This window comes from Pseudomonas sp. Y39-6, from assembly GCF_023651955.1.
Lineage (GTDB): Bacteria > Pseudomonadota > Gammaproteobacteria > Pseudomonadales > Pseudomonadaceae > Aquipseudomonas > Aquipseudomonas veronii.
The window spans coordinates 2,005,473-2,021,515 of record NZ_CP069594.1; the positions used below are offsets into that span (position 1 = coordinate 2,005,473).

The window sequence follows — 16,043 nt, forward strand, 5'->3', positions numbered from 1 at the left end:
TCCTGCCGACAATTGCCCCACATGCGGCACTCGCCGCAAAACGGAGAGACTTCCATGAGCGTTCTGGACGGGGTGTCACTGCTATTGGCCGTGGCGCTGTTCATTTATCTGCTGGTTGCGCTATTACGCGCGGATCGGAACTAGGAGCAGGCTATGCACAGTTATGACTATTGGCTGATCATCGCCTTCTTCGCCGTGGTACTGGTGCCGGCCCCGTTCCTGGGGCGGTTCTATTACAACGTGATGGAAGGCCGGCGCACTTGGCTCACGCCGCTGCTCGGGCCCGTGGAGCGCGCGTGCTATCGCCTCTCGGGCGTGGACGCGCAACAGGAACAGAGCTGGCAGAAATACATGTTGGCGTTGCTGGCGTTCAACCTCGCCGGGTTTGTGTTGCTGTTCTCGATCCTGTTGTTCCAGGACTACCTTCCACTGAACCCGCAGAAATTGCCGGGCCAGGAATGGACCCTGGCCTTCAACACCGCGGTCAGCTTCATGACCAACACCAACTGGCAGTCCTACAGCGGTGAAGCGTCCCTCAGCTACCTCAGCCAGATGGCCGGCCTCACCGTGCAGAACTTCGTCAGTGCGGCCACCGGCCTGGCAGTCCTGGTCGCGCTGTGCCGTGGGATCGGTCGCAAATCCACCCAGACCCTGGGCAACTTTTGGGTCGACATGACCCGCGCCACGCTCTACGGCCTGTTGCCGTTGTGCCTGGTGATGGCGTTGTTCCTGGTGTGGCAGGGCGTGCCGCAAACCTTCGCGCATTATGTTGATGCCGTGACCCTGCAGGGCGTCGACCAGGTGATCCCTTTGGGCCCGGCGGCCAGCCAGATTGCGATCAAGCAACTGGGCACCAACGGCGGCGGTTTCTTTGGCGTGAACTCGGCGCATCCGTTTGAAAACCCGACGGCCTGGGCCAACCTGTTCGAGTTGTCGGCGATCATCCTGATCCCGGTGGCGCTGGTGTTTACCTTCGGCCATTACGTGAAGGATCTGCGTCAGAGCCGGGCGATCCTCGCTTGCATGCTGGCCCTGTTCCTGATCGGCGGTGCAACCTCGCTGTGGGCCGAGTACCAGCCCAACCCGACCTTGAACAACCCGGCGGTTGAGCAGACCGCGCCGCTGGAAGGTAAAGAAGCGCGCTTCGGCACCACTGGCACCGTGTTGTGGTCGGTGACCACCACCGCGGCGTCCAACGGTTCGGTCAACGGCATGCACGACAGCCTCAGCCCCCTCAGCGGGATGGTGGCACTGGTCAACATGATGGTCGGCGAAGTGATCTTCGGCGGCGTCGGCGCCGGTATGTACGGCATGTTGCTCAACGTGTTGATCGCGGTGTTCCTCGCCGGCCTGATGATCGGCCGCACTCCGGAATACCTGGGCAAGAAGCTGCAGGCCAAGGAAGTGCAATTGCTGGTCGTGACCCTGATGGTGATGCCGATCGGCGTGCTGGTGCTCGGTGCCATAGCCTCCAGCCTGCCCGGCCCGGCCGGTGCGATCAGCAACCCTGGCCCCCACGGGTTCAGCCAGTTGCTCTATGCCTACACCTCGGCCAGTGCCAACAACGGTTCGGCGTTCGGCGGCTTCAGTGCCAACACGCCGTTCCACAACTTGATGCTGGGCCTGGGCATGTTGATCGGTCGCTTCGGCTACATCCTCCCGGTACTGGCCCTGGCCGGCAGCCTGGCGATGAAGAAGACCGCACCGATTGGCCAGAACAGCTTCCCCACCCATGGTCCGCTGTTCGTGACCCTGTTGACCGTGACCATTTTGCTGGTGGGCGGCCTGACCTTCCTGCCGACACTGGCGCTGGGCCCTATTGCTGAACACCTGAGCATGGGCTTCTGAAGGATATGAAAATGAATATGCCTGCAAAAAACGCGAGCCCGGTCAAAACCCACGAACCCGCCAAAACCGCGATCTCCGCGCTGTGGCGCCCGGCGCTGGTCCAGGCGTTCGTCAAGCTCGACCCACGGCAACTGCAACGCTCGCCGGTGATGCTGGTGGTCGAACTGACCGCCATTCTCACCACCGTGCTGTGCCTGGTGCCCGACACCGCCGTGCCGACCTTCGTCGCCGCGCAAATCGCCGTGTGGCTGTGGTTCACCGTGCTGTTCGCCAACTTCGCCGAAGCCTTGGCCGAAGGGCGTGGCAAGGCCCGCGCCGACAGCCTCAAGGCCGGCAGCGAAGGCCTCAGCGCTCGGCGCAAGGAGGCCGATGGCAGCTTCAAGGTCGTGCCCGCCACCAGCCTGCGCAAAGGTGATGTGGTGCGCGTCGCCGCCGGGGAAATGATCCCCGGCGACGGCGAGGTCATAGAAGGCATCGCCGCGGTCAACGAAGCGGCGATCACCGGCGAATCCGCACCGGTGATCCGCGAATCCGGCGGCGATCGCTCGGCCGTCACCGGCAACACGCGCCTGGTCTCGGACTGGCTGCTGATCCGCATCACCGCCAACCCCGGCGAGTCCACGCTGGACCGCATGATCGCGCTGGTGGAAGGCGCCAAACGCCAGAAAACCCCCAACGAAGTGGCGCTGGATATCCTGCTGATCGGCCTGACCCTGATCTTCCTGCTGGTGGTCGTGACCCTGCAGCCGTTCGCCCACTTCGCCAATGGCAGCTTGCCCCTGGTGTTCCTGGTCGCCCTGCTGGTGACGCTGATTCCGACCACCATCGGCGGCTTGCTCTCGGCCATCGGTATCGCCGGCATGGACCGCCTGGTGCGCCTCAACGTGATCGCCAAGTCCGGTCGCGCCGTGGAAGCGGCGGGGGACGTGCATGTGTTGTTGCTGGACAAGACCGGCACCATCACCTTTGGCAACCGTCGCTGCGCGGCAGTGGTGGCGGCGCCGGGCGTGAGCGGCCGGGAACTGGCCGAGGGCGCGCTGCTGGCGTCCCTGGCGGATGACACGGCAGAAGGTAAATCCATCGTTGAATACCTGCGTGCCCTGCACCCACAGGCCGAGCCGTCGCTGGCGGAACTGACCGCCGTGCCGTTCACCGCCGAAACCCGTTTGTCCGGCGTCGACTATCAGGGCCGCGTATTCCGCAAAGGCGCCGTGGACTCGCTGCTGGCGTTTATCGGTCAGCCTCGCGGCGACCTGCAACCGGCCCTGTCGCGGGAAGTCGACAAGATCGCCCAGAGCGGCGGCACGCCGTTGCTGGTGTGCGCCGATGGCAAGTTGCTCGGTGCGATTCATCTGAAGGACGTGGTCAAGCCCGGCATCCGCGAACGGTTTGCCGAGCTGCGCAAGCTGGGGATCCGCACCGTGATGGTCACCGGCGACAACCCGCTGACAGCGGCCGCGATTGCTGCGGAAGCCGGCGTGGACGACGTGTTGGCCGAAGCCACCCCGGAGAAAAAACTCGCACGGATCCGCCACGAACAGAACGACGGCCGACTGGTGGCGATGTGCGGCGACGGCGCCAACGACGCCCCGGCGCTGGCCCAGGCGGACGTCGGCATGGCGATGAACGACGGCACCCAGGCTGCTCGCGAAGCGGCCAACATGGTCGACCTCGACAGCGACCCGACCAAGCTGCTGGACGTGGTGCAGATCGGCAAGGAATTGCTGGTGACCCGCGGCGCGCTGACCACCTTTTCCATCGCCAACGACGTGGCCAAGTACTTCGCGATCCTGCCGGCGCTGTTCGCCTCGATCTACCCGCAACTGGGCGTGCTCAACGTGATGCACCTGCAGAGCCCGCAGAGCGCGATCCTCTCGGCCATCGTGTTCAACGCGCTGATCATCGTCGTGCTGATTCCTCTGGCGCTGCGCGGTGTGCGGGTGCAGGCGGCGAGTGCGGCGGCGTTGCTGCGGCGCAACCTATTGATCTACGGCCTGGGCGGGATTGTGGTGCCGTTCGTGGGCATCAAGGCGATCGACATGTTGCTGACCGCGCTGCACCTGGTTTGACCCGATGCCTGTGGGCACCGGCAAAGCGGTGGCCACAGGTTGCACTGACCGAATCGAGGAATTTGAAATGTCCAACATCATCCGTCCGGCCTTGAGCCTGCTGGTCCTCATGACCCTGATCACCGGCGTCGCCTACCCGTTGGTGGTGACCGGCGTCGCCCAGGTTGCCTTCCCGGACCAGGCCAACGGCAGCCTGGTGCGCGACGCCAGCGGCAAGGTGCGCGGCTCCAGCCTGATCGCTCAGGACTTTACCGGCGACAGCTGGTTCCACCCGCGTCCTTCGGCAGGCGCGTTCGCGACCGTGTCCAGCAGCGCGAGCAACCTGGGGCCAAGCAATCCGGCACTGGCCACGCGCGTGTTCGATGACGCGAATAAACAGTTCGTGCCCGCGCAAGGGCCGGTGCCGTTAGCCTCGCTGACTACCTCCGGCAGCGGTCTTGATCCACACTTGCCTCCGCAGGCGATTGCCTATCAACTGGCGCGGGTAGCCGCCGCGCGGAATGTGCCGGTGGCCACCCTGCAACGCTTGCTGGATGAACACATCGAAAGCCCACTGGTGGGCCCGCCGGTGGTGAATGTGCTGGCGCTGAACATGGCCCTGGAAAAATTGTAAACAGGAGCGCCGCTATCGCGGGCAATGCATTCCAAATGTGAGAGAGGGCTTGCCCGCGATAGCGCCCTGAAAGACACCCTATAAACCCCTGAAGGAACCCCCGCGCATGAGCGACTCCGGCCGCGCCGATGCCCTGTTAGCCGATCTGCCCCGGGACGGCCGTGGCCGGCTCAAAGTCTTCCTTGGCGCCGCGCCGGGTGTGGGCAAGACCTACGCCATGCTCCAGGCCGCCCACACACAGTTGCGCCAGGGCGTCAGGTTGCTCGCTGGCGTGGTCGAAACCCACGGCCGCGCCGAGACCGAAGCGTTGCTCAGCGGCCTGCCGCAGCAACCGTTGCTGCGCAGTGAATACCGGGGCGTGATGCTCGAGGAAATGGACCTGGACGGCCTGCTCGCCGCCAAGCCGCAACTGGTGCTGGTGGACGAACTGGCCCACAGCAACGCGCCCGGCAGCCGCCATGAAAAGCGCTGGCAGGATATTCAGGAACTGCTCGCCGCCGGCATCAACGTGTTCACCACGGTCAACGTCCAGCACCTGGAAAGCCTCAACGATCAGGTGCGTGGCATTACCGGCGTGCAGGTGCGCGAAACCCTGCCCGATTGGGTCTTGCAGGAGGCCGATGAGCTGCTGCTGATCGACCTGCCATCCCGCGAGTTGCTGGAGCGCCTGCGCGACGGCAAGGTGTATGTGCCGGAACAGGCCCGCGCGGCCATCGACGCGTTTTTCACCCAGACCAACCTGATGGCCCTGCGCGAGCTGGCGATGCAAACCGCCGCCGCTCACGTCGACGACGACCTGGCCCAGGGTTACCGCCAACTCGGCCAGGCCGCGCCGGCCGTGCGTGGGCGCTTGCTGGTCGGCGTCGACGGCGATGCGCAAGCCGAGCGTCTGGTGCGCCATGCCAGCCGCGTGGCGCAGCGTCGCCATCTGCCCTGGACCCTGGTGCATATCGATAACGGCCGCGCACGCGATGAGCAAGCACGCCTGCGTCTGCAAAATGCCCAGCAACTGGCCGAACGCCTCGGCGGTGACGTGGTGCTGCTGCGTGCGGGGGAGGTGACCAAGACGTTGATCCAGCATGCCGCCGAGCGCCGCGCCAGCCTGGTGCTGGTCGGGCAGTCGCGGATGAACTGGCGACGTCGGCTGTTCGGCGGTGGCGTGGCCGAGCGCTTGATGCGCAATGCGCGCGGTCTGGAAATCAACATCCTCGACAGCGACGACGTACCTGCACCGCCGCGTCTGCCGGATGTGCGCGGGCTGGTGTGGTTCGACTATGCGCTGGCGGTGGTCGCGACGGTGATCGCGGCGGCCCTGGCCTGGGCGGTCGCCAGCGTGTTGCCGTTGCCGAATATCTCGCTGGTGTTTCTCGCGGCGGTATTGCTGGTGGCGGTGCGCAGCAGCCTGGGGCCGTCCCTGATGTGCGCGGCGCTGTCGTTCCTGACGTATGACTTCCTGTTTATTCCGCCAAAATTCTCCTTCGCCATCCAGCGTGAAGAAGACGTGCTGACTCTGTTGTTCTTCCTGCTGATGGCGGCGCTGACCGGCAACCTCGCGGCGCGCCAGCGCCGGCAGTTGCAGGCGTTGCGCGATACCCAGGAAGAAACCAGCGAGCTGCTCGACCTGTCGCGCAAACTCACCGCCGCCACCGACCGCCAGGCGGTGATCAGCGCGGCGGCGCATCACCTGGAAGGCTGGAGCGACCTGGATCTGTGCCTGGTCAACCGCGACGGCCAGGGCGGCTGGAAAGTCGAGACCGGCGGGCCGCTGACCTTCACCGAAGCCGAACGCGCCGCCGCCGACTGGGCCTGGCAGCATGATCAGCCGGCGGGCAAGGGCACCGGCACGTTGCCGTTCGGGGGCTGGTGGTGGTGGCCGCTGTCGAGCGAAGAGGGCCCGCTGGGGTTGCTCGGCGTCAGTGCAAAACCCGGTATGGAACTGAGCGGCCAGCGGCGTCGCTTGCTGATCGCCTTGAGCCAGCCGCTGGCCCAGGCGTTGGCCCGCGCGCAATTGGCGCAGGAGCTGGAGTCCGCGCGCCTGCACGGCGAGACCGAGCAACTGCGCAGTGCTTTGCTCGCCTCGGTGTCTCACGATTTGCGCACGCCGTTGACGTCGATGCGCGGCAGTATCGACAGCCTGCTGGCACTCGGCGAAGCCATCCCGCTGGAGGATCGCCGCGAGTTGCTCGAAGGCACCCGCGATGAAGCCGAGCGCCTCGACCGCTATATCCAGAACCTGTTGGACATGACCCGCCTGGGCCACGGCGCGTTGAAGCTGGCGCGCGATTGGGTCTCGCCCGGTGATATCGTCGGCAGCGCCCTCGGCCGTTTGCGCGCGGTGCTGGCGCCGTTGCAGGTGAGGATCGATGTGCCGTCTGAACTGCCGTTGCTGTATGTGCATGCCGCGTTGATCGAGCAGGCGCTGGTCAACGTGCTGGAAAACGCCGCTCGATTCTCGCCGGCCCAGGGCCATTTGCACGTCAGCGCCGGGGTGTCGGATAACCAGCTATTCTTCGCCGTGGCGGATGAGGGCCCCGGGATTCCCGAAGACGAGCGCGCGAAGATTTTCGATATGTTCTACACCGCTGCCCGTGGCGATCGCGGCGGCCAGGGCACCGGTCTGGGCCTGGCGATCTGCCAGGGCATGGTCGGTGCCCATGGCGGGCATATCAGCGTCGCCGATGGGATTGGCGGGCGGGGCACTTGCATCACGCTGTTCCTGCCTTTACCCGCACAGCCTGGCCTGGAACGCGAGGCGTGAGCTACTCTCTTTTTTCGATGGATTTTGATTGGACACCATGAGCCAGACCGCGACGATTTTGGTCATTGACGACGAACCGCAGATCCGCAAATTCCTGCGCATCAGCCTGGCCTCCCAGGGCTACAAAGTGATCGAGGCCGGCACTGGCAACGAAGGCCTGGCCCAGGCCGCCTTGAGTAAGCCGGATTTGCTGGTACTCGACCTCGGCTTGCCGGACATGGACGGCCAGCAGGTGCTGCGCGAGTTTCGTGAGTGGTCGACGGTGCCGGTGCTGGTGTTGTCGGTGCGCGCCAGCGAAGTGCAAAAGGTCGAGGCGCTAGATGGGGGCGCGAACGATTACGTCACCAAACCCTTTGGCATCCAGGAGTTTCTGGCCCGCGTGCGCGCCTTGTTGCGCCAGGCCCCAGCGGGTGAAGCCCAGGAAGCGGCGTTGTGTTTTGGCCCGCTGACGGTGGACCTGGCCTTCCGCCGCGTATTGCTGGACGGCGCCGAAGTGGCGCTGACCCGCAAGGAATACGCGGTGCTGGCGCAACTGGCGCGACATCCGGGGCGGGTGATTACCCAGCAACAACTGCTCAAGGACATCTGGGGGCCGACCCATACCGAGGACAGCCACTATCTGCGCATCGTGGTGGGCCACCTGCGCCAGAAGCTGGCGGATGATCCGACTCAGCCGCGGTTTATCGTGACCGAGGCGGGGGTGGGGTATCGGTTGTTGGGGGCTTAGGCCTGGTGGGTTTTCGTTGGCTGTCAGGGCCCTATCGGGGGCAAGTCGAATCGTCGCACCGCCCCTCCCACAGTTTGATTTGTGAACACATTTCAAAATGTGGGAGGGGGCTTGCCCCCGATAGGGCCCCCAGCCACACCGCCAATCTCAGTGCTGCTCACTCTCATACCGATCCAACGTATCACTGGCGATCTCGCGCCCCAGGGCGATCAGTTCCGGCGCCTTGTAGAACTCGAAAAACCGGCACACCCGCTTCGGCACGTTGATCAGCACATCCGGCGGGTAGCCGGCGATCTTGTATTGCGCCAGCGATGTCTGCATCACCTCGAAGCTCTGGTTGATCAGGTCCAGCAATGATGCCGGGCCGACGTTATCGATGATGAACGAACCGGTCGCCGACTTCGGCGCCCCGGCTTTTTCCGGGGCGGCGGCGGGCTGCTGGGATTCCGGTTCGGCCGACTCCAGCCACGGGTTGATCTCGGCCGCTTGGGCCTGCAAGGCTTCCTGTTCGAGCTTCATCAACTGCTCGGCCTGCTTGCGGCGAAACGGCAAGTGCGAACCCAGCGACTTCGCCAGGCTGTTGAAGCGGCTCTTGAATGCCGGCGGCCGCTGGATCACCGGCAAGTGGTAGTGTTTCTGGTTGGTCGCGTTGAGGTTGACCGCAATGATCAAGTCGCAATGGCTCGACACCACCGGCACGATCGGCAGCGGGTTGAGCAGGCCGCCGTCCACCAGCATGCGGTTGCCCTGCATCACCGGGGTGAACAGGCTCGGAATCGCCGCCGATGCGCGCATGGCCTGGTGCAGGCAGCCTTCCTGGAACCAGATTTCCTGCTGGTTGGTGAGGTCGGTGGCCACGGCGGTGTAGGGGATGCGCAGCTCTTCGATATTGATCTCGCCGACGATCTTGCGGATCTGCCCGAAGACCTTCTCGCCGCGAATCGCTCCCAGGCGGAAGCTCACATCGACCAGGCGCAGTACGTCGAGGTAATCCAGGCTTTCGATCCAGTTGCGATACTCGTCGAGTTTGCCAGCAGCATAGATTCCGCCCACCACCGCGCCCATGGAGCAGCCGGCGATACAGGCGATGTCGTAGCCGCGCCGTTCGATTTCCTCGATCACACCGATATGGGCATAGCCCCTGGCCCCACCGGAGCCCAGCACCAAGGCAACACGCTTCTTCATGGTCGATGTCCTTCGTTAAGCAGGCGCCCACAATGCACCCAATACGGGGGCGGCTTCAATCTTCGCGCCACCGCGCAATATTTTTCCAGAATAGCGGCTAGGCTCGGGTATGCTCTGGCAATCGGCGCTTTTGATTTCGGGTGGCGGACAAGGCACTTTTCTTTGTAGGCAACGTCTACACGGTACGACCGTTTTTCTTTATTTTGAGGTGTCATCGATGAAAGCCTGGATGTGTGTGCCTGTGATCATGTTGGCCCTGGCCGGTTGCGCCGGGAAAACTGCCTATCGCGACAGCTGCGGCAGCCAATTGGACGCCGCGTGGAAAGAGCTGGACCTGGCCAAGGCCGAAGGCTTTGCCGGCACCGTGAGTTACTCCAAGGCCTTGTCCCTGCTGACCGGCGCCAAGACCCAGCAGCAATTCGAAGCGTTCGAAGGCTGCGCCAACAAGGCCGAGAAGGCGCGTTTCTATATTCGTGAGTCGCGCGCCGGCCGCTGATTCGTCGCAGCTGTCGAGTGCAACCAGGCTGCGTCAGCGGTTTGAGTGATGCAGGGATTATTCGTCGTCAGTGGGGGAAAGCATGTCAGCCTTGGTAGATCAGTTAGTCGCTCAGGTCATCGGCCTGGAAGTAGGGTTACTGAGCTGCCAGGCTCGGCTCGCCGCCGTCACCGACGATGAAGCCCTGCATGATTTGCGCACCACCGTGCGGCGCCTGCGTAGCCTGTTGCGACCCTTGCGCGGCTTGCCGGGGGTCGAACAACTCGAACTGGCCGCCAGCACCGTCGGCCAATTGACCACCCCGTTGCGCGATCGTGAAGTGCTGGCCGCGCATCTGCACCAGCACGGTCACCATGCCGCCGCCGACCGTCGTCTGCGCCTGCAACCCGAGGCCTATCGCCACGTCGCCGAGGGCCCGGAGCTGGCGCACCTGCTGCAGATCCTCGATGCATTCCCGCGGTTTATCCGTGCCTCGCAACACCAGAAACTGCTCAGGGGCCTGCGCACGCGTATCGAGAAACGCCTGGCCAAGCAATGGCACAACCTCGATGACGCCCTGCAGGACCCCAGCCACGATCGCCACCGTCTGCGCTTGTTGATCAAGCGCGTGCGCTACGCCGCCGAAGCCTACCCCGAGCTGGACAAGCTGCCGGTCAAGGCCGTGTTGCGCCTCAAGCAAGCCCAAGGCGCCCTGGGCGATTGGCATGATTGCTGGCAGTGGCTGCTCCAGGCCGAGCATCAAGCCGATCTGCAGCCCTGTGTGACGATTTGGCGTCGCACCATGGCCCAGGCCGAAGGCGAGGCGGATCGGGTGCTGGACAAACTCTGCGCGGATTGTTTCTGAGCCGGTCCGGTTTTTGGCCGGAATAGGCGCTGTACCTGGTGGGTGCGCTGGTTAAGATCGCTGCTCCGGTCTTTTTGATGTGAGGTCGCCATGCGCTTCAGTGATTTGCTCGACGCCGCCCGTAACCACCCGCTGGAGGTCACCATCCCCGCCGAATGGGCGCAGGGTCGCGCGACCTTTGGTGGCCTGGTGGCCGCTTTGCAATATGAAGCGCTACGCGCCCAGGTCCCTGCCGACCGGCCGTTACGCTCGTTGGCAATCACTTTTGTCGGCCCGGTCGCCGCGGATGTGCCCGCCAGTTATCACGTCGAAGTGCTGCGCGAAGGCAAGGCGGTCAGCCAGTTGCTTGGCCGGGTGGTGCAGAACGGTGAAGTGGCGACGCTGGTCCAGGCCAGTTTCGGTGCGTCCCGTGAGTCGCAAGTCGTGGTGCCGAGCGAGCCGCCGCCGACCTTCAAGCATTGGGATGAATGCCAGGAGCTGCCGTATATCCAGGGCGTCACCCCGGAATTCATGCGGCACCTGGCGATGCGCTGGAGTGTCGGCGGCCTGCCGTTTACCGGCAATACCTCCCGCGACATGGGCGGTTGGGTGCGCTTGCGCGGCGATGTGAAGGAAGAGCCGCTGACCGAGTCGCACATCCTCGCCCTGGTGGATGCCTGGCCGCCGGCGTTGCTGCCGCACCTGCGCAAGCCCGCGCCGGGCAGTACCCTGACCTGGACCATCGAGTTTATCCAGCCGCTGCAAGACCTCACCACACTTGACTGGTGCCAGTACTACGTCAACATCGAACACGCCCGTGACGGCTACGGCCATGCCGCTGCGGCGCTGTGGAGCCCGAGCGGCGAGTTGATCGCCATCAGCCGCCAGACCGTGGTGGTCTTCGCCTGACCTTCAGTGCCGGTGGCGCTGACGCCAGGCGCGCCACCAGCCACCGCTGAGCACAAAGCGCGGGAAGCTCACGAACTGCTCGACCAACAGGCGTTGGACCGCGTCTTTGCGGTCGCTGAACGGTTCACCGGCCTGGGCTTCCAGGCTGTGGCCATGCCGCTGCAAGGCAAGGCCGGCGAGGATGCCGACAACGCCCACGGCCAAACTGGCCAGGCTCAGGCTGAACACCCCGGAAACGACCAACAGAAACCCGATGATAAACAGCGGCACCGCGATCATGTGCAACGCCAGGTTGGTCGGGTGCTGGTGGTTTTGCGGGTACTGACGCCATTGCCAGGCGGGGAGATTGGGATGACGTTTGCCCATGATGATGAATCCTCTGTCCGTTGAAACAACTTGAACAGAGTTTAGGTCGGGTCGGCTGGCGCGGCGAATCAAGGCTGGCTATGGGGGCCATAGCCTCGCCTTGTATTGCTTATAGCTTCAACTGGCCAATCGCCTTGCTCAACTCCCCGGCCAATGTGGCGAGCTGATTGCTGGTGGTGGCCGAATCCACGGTCTGCTGCACGGTGTTCTCGGTCACATCACGAATACTCACCACGGCGCGGTTCATCTCTTCGGCGACATGGCTCTGCTGTTCGGCGGCGACGGCGATCTGGGTGTTGCTTTCGCGCATCTGCGCCACGGCGCCGGTGATTTCGGCCAGTGCCGCGCCGGCTTCCTGAGCCTGTTGCACGCAGTCATCGGCCTTGAACGAGCTTTCTTGCATGAAGTCCACCGCATCGCGGGTGCCGGCTTGCAGCGCTGAGACCATGAGCGTGATTTCGTCGGTGGAGGTTTGCACGCGTTTGGCCAGGTTGCGCACTTCGTCGGCGACCACGGCGAAACCGCGGCCCATCTCCCCGGCGCGGGCGGCTTCGATGGCGGCGTTGAGCGCGAGCAGGTTGGTCTGTTCGGCGATGCTGTGGATCACGCTGACCACGCCGTTGATTTTCTGGCTGTCTTCGGCGAGTTTCTGGATCATCTCGGCGGTCTGTTGTACGCCGCTGGACAGCCCGGCGATTGAGCGTTGTACCCGATCCACCACTTCGCGGCCGCTGCCGGCGAGGGTGTCGGCGGTCTGGGACAAATCGCGGGTGGCGCCGGCGTGCTGGGCGATGTGGTGGACGGTGGCCGTCATCTCGTTGATGGCGGTGGCGGCCTGGTCGGTTTCGCTTTGCTGGCCGAGCATGCCGTGCTGCACCTCGTTCATGCTGCTGGCCAGGCGCGCCGCGCCCTCATCCAGTTGCTTGGCGGTGCTGGCCACGGTGTTGACCACTCGCTGGTAGCCGGCTTGCATGGCATTGAACGCGCTGGCCATCTGCCCGACTTCATCTTTGCAGGCCAGCGGGACGCGCGCCGACAAGTCGCCGGTTTTCTCGACGTGCAGCATTACGTCCTTGAGGGTGTTGAGCTGGCTGAGCAGGAAGCGGATCAGCAACTGCGACGCGCAGAGCATCGCCAGCATCAGGATCAGCACCGCCACCGCGTAGTTGGCGAAGCGCTCACTGAACACCTGGCTCAGGCTTGGCGCGTAAGCGAGCACGGCGACCTGTTGCCCGTCGGCGCGGGCGACCACTTCAGCGCCCATCAACGGGTTTTCGCCGAACAAGGGCAGGTGATTGAGTTCGACCCAGCCGCTGGCACTGCTCAAGTCTGACAGATCTTGATCAGCCAACTGTGGGACTTGGCCACGGGCAAACGTCAGCCACGCCTCGCCCTTGGGCAGCGCCTTGTCGGCCGGCCAGGCGCTGAGCACGCGCGCCTGGGCTTGTGCCGAGGCCTGGGACGCCTGGCTGCGCGACTGCTGTTCGAGATGCACAGCGTATAGCACCAACAGCAGCGTGGTGATAAAGGCGACCGCGTTGACGGCCCAGAATTTGTATTTCAGCGAGATATTGCTAAGCCAGGCACCCATAGAAGGTTTTTCTCTGATAGCGGAAACAGCATTGGCAAGGTGCCATTATTGTGCCGCTACTGAAAAAATACCACTTTGATATGGGTCAATACGCCACATCAAACCACAGCGGGTAGGCCAAAAAAAATACGCGCGCAGGCGGTGCTGTGCTGGGCCAGGTCTTCCAGGCTTTCGTTGCGGTGCAGGGCGACTTCGCGCAGCACCTCCGGCAGGTAGGCCGGTTCGTTGCGGCCGTTTTTCGGTTTGGGCCGCAGGGTGCGCGGCAGCAGGTAAGGCGCATCGCTTTCCAGCATCAGGCGGCCCCGAGGAATTTCTCTGACCAGCGGATGCAGGTGCGTCCCACGGCGTTCGTCGCAGATCCAGCCGGTGATGCCGATGTGCAAGTCGAGGTCGAGGTAGCTGAACAGCGCCTGCTGCTCGCCCGTGAAACAATGCACCACGGCGGCGGACAAGTGATCGCGGTAATCCTTGAGGATCTCCAGCAGGCGCTGGTTGGCGTCGCGTTCGTGGAGAAACACCGGCAGTTTCAGCTCGACGGCCAGGGCCAGGTGTTCTTCGAGGACTTTTTCCTGCTGCGGGCGCGGTGAGAAGTCGCGGTTGAAATCCAGCCCGCATTCGCCCACCGCGCGCACGCGGCTGTCGTTGAGCAAACCACGTAGGCGTTGGGCGCTGTCGCCGTTCCAGTCGCTGGCGGAGTGGGGGTGGATGCCGGCGGTGCAGAACAGTCGCTGGCCGCTTTCATCCAGCTTTTCGCACAATTGCAGGGCCTGTTCGCTGCCGTCGACACTGGTGCCGGTGAGCACCAATTGTTGCACGCCGGCAGCATACGCACGCTCGAGAACGGCCTGGTGCTTCTCGTCGAAACTTGGGTTTGTCAGGTTGACGCCGATATCAATGAGTTGCATGGTGCTATCTCCGCCTGCGGCCGGAAAGCATATCAGAGCTGTAGATTTATAAGAAAAACCTAGAACTACAACGAGTTATAGCTGTCTTTGAACGTCGCAAGTGACATTGTGGTGGGTCTATCGCCTACCCTGGTGCCGCCGTTGCGTGCCTTGTCAGCGCATAAAGCGCTCTGTTTCTGACCTCCAGCCCCTCGTTTTTCGCGAAGGTGCTGGCCAGTATTCTTTCCGGAGAGCGGATGATCCGACCCTCGGCGTTGCTTATGTTGTGCCTGACGTTATCGCTGCCCATGGCGGCGGTCGCGCGGCTGGACGGGCCGCTGGAAGTGACCAAACCGAGCAAGGTGCGCGACCTGGCCGAGATTCGCTCCAGTCGTACCCTGCGCGTACTGGTCAACCAGAGCCGCAACAGTTCCGGCGAAATCCAGGGCCAGGCCATTGGTGTCGAATACCATCGCCTGCGTGCGTTCGAGCAGTACCTCAACGACCAAGCCCGCGATGGCCAGGAAATCAATCTGAAGATCATCCCCAAGGCCAAGGACCAACTGCTCGGCGCGCTGGCACGGGGTGAAGGCGATCTGGTAGCCCCCGGGGAATTGCTGGAAGTGAAGGCCACGCACAAGATCAGTGCGAGCGACCCGATTGCCAGCGGCGTGCCGTTATGGCTGGTGGGGGTCAAGGGCGAGCGCCGGTTCACCCGGCTGGAGCAGTTGTCCGGGCGCACATTGGCGCTGACCACCGGCAGCGCGGCGGCGGATGCGATCAACCAGGTCAACCAGAAACTGGCCCTGCACAAGCAGCCGCCGATCAAGGTGGAGTGGGTCGACCCGAGCCTGGCGGTGGAGGACGTGCTGGAGATGGTCCAGGCCGGCATCTTTCACCTGACCATCGTCGAGAAGCCCATCGCCGAACGTTGGTCGAAGATCCTGCCCAAGCTGCGCTTCGACAAGCAGGTGGTGATCAATGAGCCGGGCGAAGAGTATTGGTTCGTGCGGCAGGACGCCGCGATGCTGCGGGCGAGTATTGATCGCTTCCTCAAGACCTACCGCACGCCGTCCGACCAGGACGTGGCGTTTCAGCGCATTTATCGACGCCTTTACCAAGTGCGCAACCCGCTGGCCCGCATCGACCGCCAGCGCCTGGAGAAACTGCGCCCGATCCTGCAAAAACATGCGCGCGAGCAAGGCATGGATTGGTTGAACCTCGCCGCGCTGGCCTTCAAGGAGTCCGCCCTCGACCCAAGCGCGCGCAGCAGCGGTGGCCCCACCGGCCTGATGCAGATCACGCCTTCGGCGGCGCAGCGGGTGGGCGTGAACAATATCGAAAATCTCGACAGCAACGTGCAGGCGGGCGCACGTTATCTGTCGATGATCCGCCGCAAGTTTTTCGCCAGCCCCAAGCTCAACGAGCGTGAGCGCATGGCGTTCGTGCTGGCGGCCTACAACATGGGGCCAGAACGCGTGCAAGGCATGCGTACCGAAGCCAAGCGGCGTGGGTTGAACCCCAATCAGTGGTTCTTCCAGGTGGAGCGCATTGCCATGGAGCAGGTGGGGATGAGCGGCGTGAGCTATGTGAATAGCGTCAACAAGTACTACCTGGCGTTTGATCGGGAGCGGGACTCCCTGGAGCCGTCGGCGTTGGAGCCGAAAATCGCTTCGCGCAAGTGATCGATTTTATAGATATTAATCAGGCATTTTTTCGGCTTTTATCATTGCCTAAACTGATTAATATAGCGGCCAACCAACCCCTACTCTGA

At 63.6% G+C, this 16,043-nt stretch carries 14 protein-coding genes; 10 read left to right on the forward strand and 4 right to left on the reverse strand.

Features of this window, described 5'->3' with window-relative positions; genetic code table 11:
- The first annotated feature begins 54 nt into the window (after nt 1-54).
- The 6 genes from kdpF to JN756_RS09195 all read left to right on the forward strand — a co-directional run bounded on the left by kdpF (nt 55) and on the right by JN756_RS09195 (nt 8,015).
- Nucleotides 55-144: a K(+)-transporting ATPase subunit F gene (gene kdpF / locus JN756_RS09170; RefSeq protein ID WP_003218754.1), complete on the forward strand. Its 90-nt coding sequence runs from the start codon at nt 55-57 to the stop codon at nt 142-144.
- Between the two features lie 9 nt (nt 145-153).
- Nucleotides 154-1,848 (forward strand): potassium-transporting ATPase subunit KdpA, encoded by a 1,695-nt coding sequence (gene kdpA, locus JN756_RS09175; protein WP_057003737.1) that lies wholly within the window; start codon nt 154-156, stop codon nt 1,846-1,848.
- 11 nt (nt 1,849-1,859) lie between these two features.
- Entirely contained in the window at nt 1,860-3,917 is a 2,058-nt protein-coding gene (gene kdpB / locus JN756_RS09180; protein ID WP_026140253.1) for a potassium-transporting ATPase subunit KdpB, read from the forward strand.
- 67 nt (nt 3,918-3,984) lie between these two features.
- Nucleotides 3,985-4,530: a potassium-transporting ATPase subunit KdpC gene (kdpC, locus tag JN756_RS09185; protein WP_026140252.1), complete on the forward strand. Its 546-nt coding sequence runs from the start codon at nt 3,985-3,987 to the stop codon at nt 4,528-4,530.
- Between the two features lie 106 nt (nt 4,531-4,636).
- On the forward strand, nt 4,637-7,288 hold the full coding sequence (locus JN756_RS09190; protein WP_057003736.1) for a DUF4118 domain-containing protein: 2,652 nt from the start codon (nt 4,637-4,639) through the stop codon (nt 7,286-7,288).
- Between the two features lie 37 nt (nt 7,289-7,325).
- Complete coding sequence (locus JN756_RS09195; protein WP_026140251.1) at nt 7,326-8,015, forward strand: response regulator; 690 nt, start codon at nt 7,326-7,328, stop codon at nt 8,013-8,015.
- 147 nt (nt 8,016-8,162) lie between these two features.
- On the opposite strand, the gene JN756_RS09200 is transcribed toward JN756_RS09195, so the two are convergent.
- Nucleotides 8,163-9,200: a patatin-like phospholipase family protein gene (locus JN756_RS09200; RefSeq protein ID WP_017848819.1), complete on the reverse strand. Its 1,038-nt coding sequence runs from the start codon at nt 9,198-9,200 to the stop codon at nt 8,163-8,165.
- 217 nt (nt 9,201-9,417) lie between these two features.
- Here JN756_RS09200 and JN756_RS09205 point away from each other — a divergent pair, with 217 nt between their 5' ends.
- The 3 genes from JN756_RS09205 (at nt 9,418) to JN756_RS09215 (ending at nt 11,428) form a co-directional block, all read left to right on the forward strand.
- Nucleotides 9,418-9,696 (forward strand): hypothetical protein, encoded by a 279-nt coding sequence (locus JN756_RS09205; protein WP_017848818.1) that lies wholly within the window; start codon nt 9,418-9,420, stop codon nt 9,694-9,696.
- 82 nt (nt 9,697-9,778) lie between these two features.
- Nucleotides 9,779-10,540 carry a CHAD domain-containing protein gene (locus tag JN756_RS09210; protein WP_128192174.1) on the forward strand — a complete coding sequence of 254 codons (762 nt, stop codon included), beginning with the start codon at nt 9,779-9,781 and terminating at the stop codon, nt 10,538-10,540.
- Nucleotides 10,541-10,630: 90 nt separating this feature from the next.
- Nucleotides 10,631-11,428 (forward strand): acyl-CoA thioesterase, encoded by a 798-nt coding sequence (locus tag JN756_RS09215; RefSeq protein WP_046384252.1) that lies wholly within the window; start codon nt 10,631-10,633, stop codon nt 11,426-11,428.
- Nucleotides 11,429-11,431: 3 nt separating this feature from the next.
- Here JN756_RS09215 and JN756_RS09220 read toward each other — a convergent pair whose 3' ends face one another.
- From JN756_RS09220 to JN756_RS09230, 3 genes are all read right to left on the reverse strand, one after another.
- Nucleotides 11,432-11,794, reverse strand: a complete 363-nt coding sequence (locus JN756_RS09220; protein WP_017848815.1) for an Mpo1-like protein — start codon at nt 11,792-11,794, stop codon at nt 11,432-11,434.
- Nucleotides 11,795-11,903: 109 nt separating this feature from the next.
- Nucleotides 11,904-13,385: a methyl-accepting chemotaxis protein gene (locus JN756_RS09225; protein WP_046483459.1), complete on the reverse strand. Its 1,482-nt coding sequence runs from the start codon at nt 13,383-13,385 to the stop codon at nt 11,904-11,906.
- Between the two features lie 98 nt (nt 13,386-13,483).
- Complete coding sequence (locus JN756_RS09230) at nt 13,484-14,290, reverse strand: TatD family hydrolase (protein ID WP_046483457.1); 807 nt, start codon at nt 14,288-14,290, stop codon at nt 13,484-13,486.
- A 236-nt stretch (nt 14,291-14,526) separates the two neighbouring features.
- Between JN756_RS09230 and JN756_RS09235 the strand changes: the two genes are divergently transcribed.
- Nucleotides 14,527-15,954, forward strand: coding sequence for an MltF family protein (locus JN756_RS09235; RefSeq protein WP_057003735.1), 1,428 nt, complete (start codon nt 14,527-14,529; stop codon nt 15,952-15,954).
- Nucleotides 15,955-16,043: the final 89 nt, after the last annotated feature.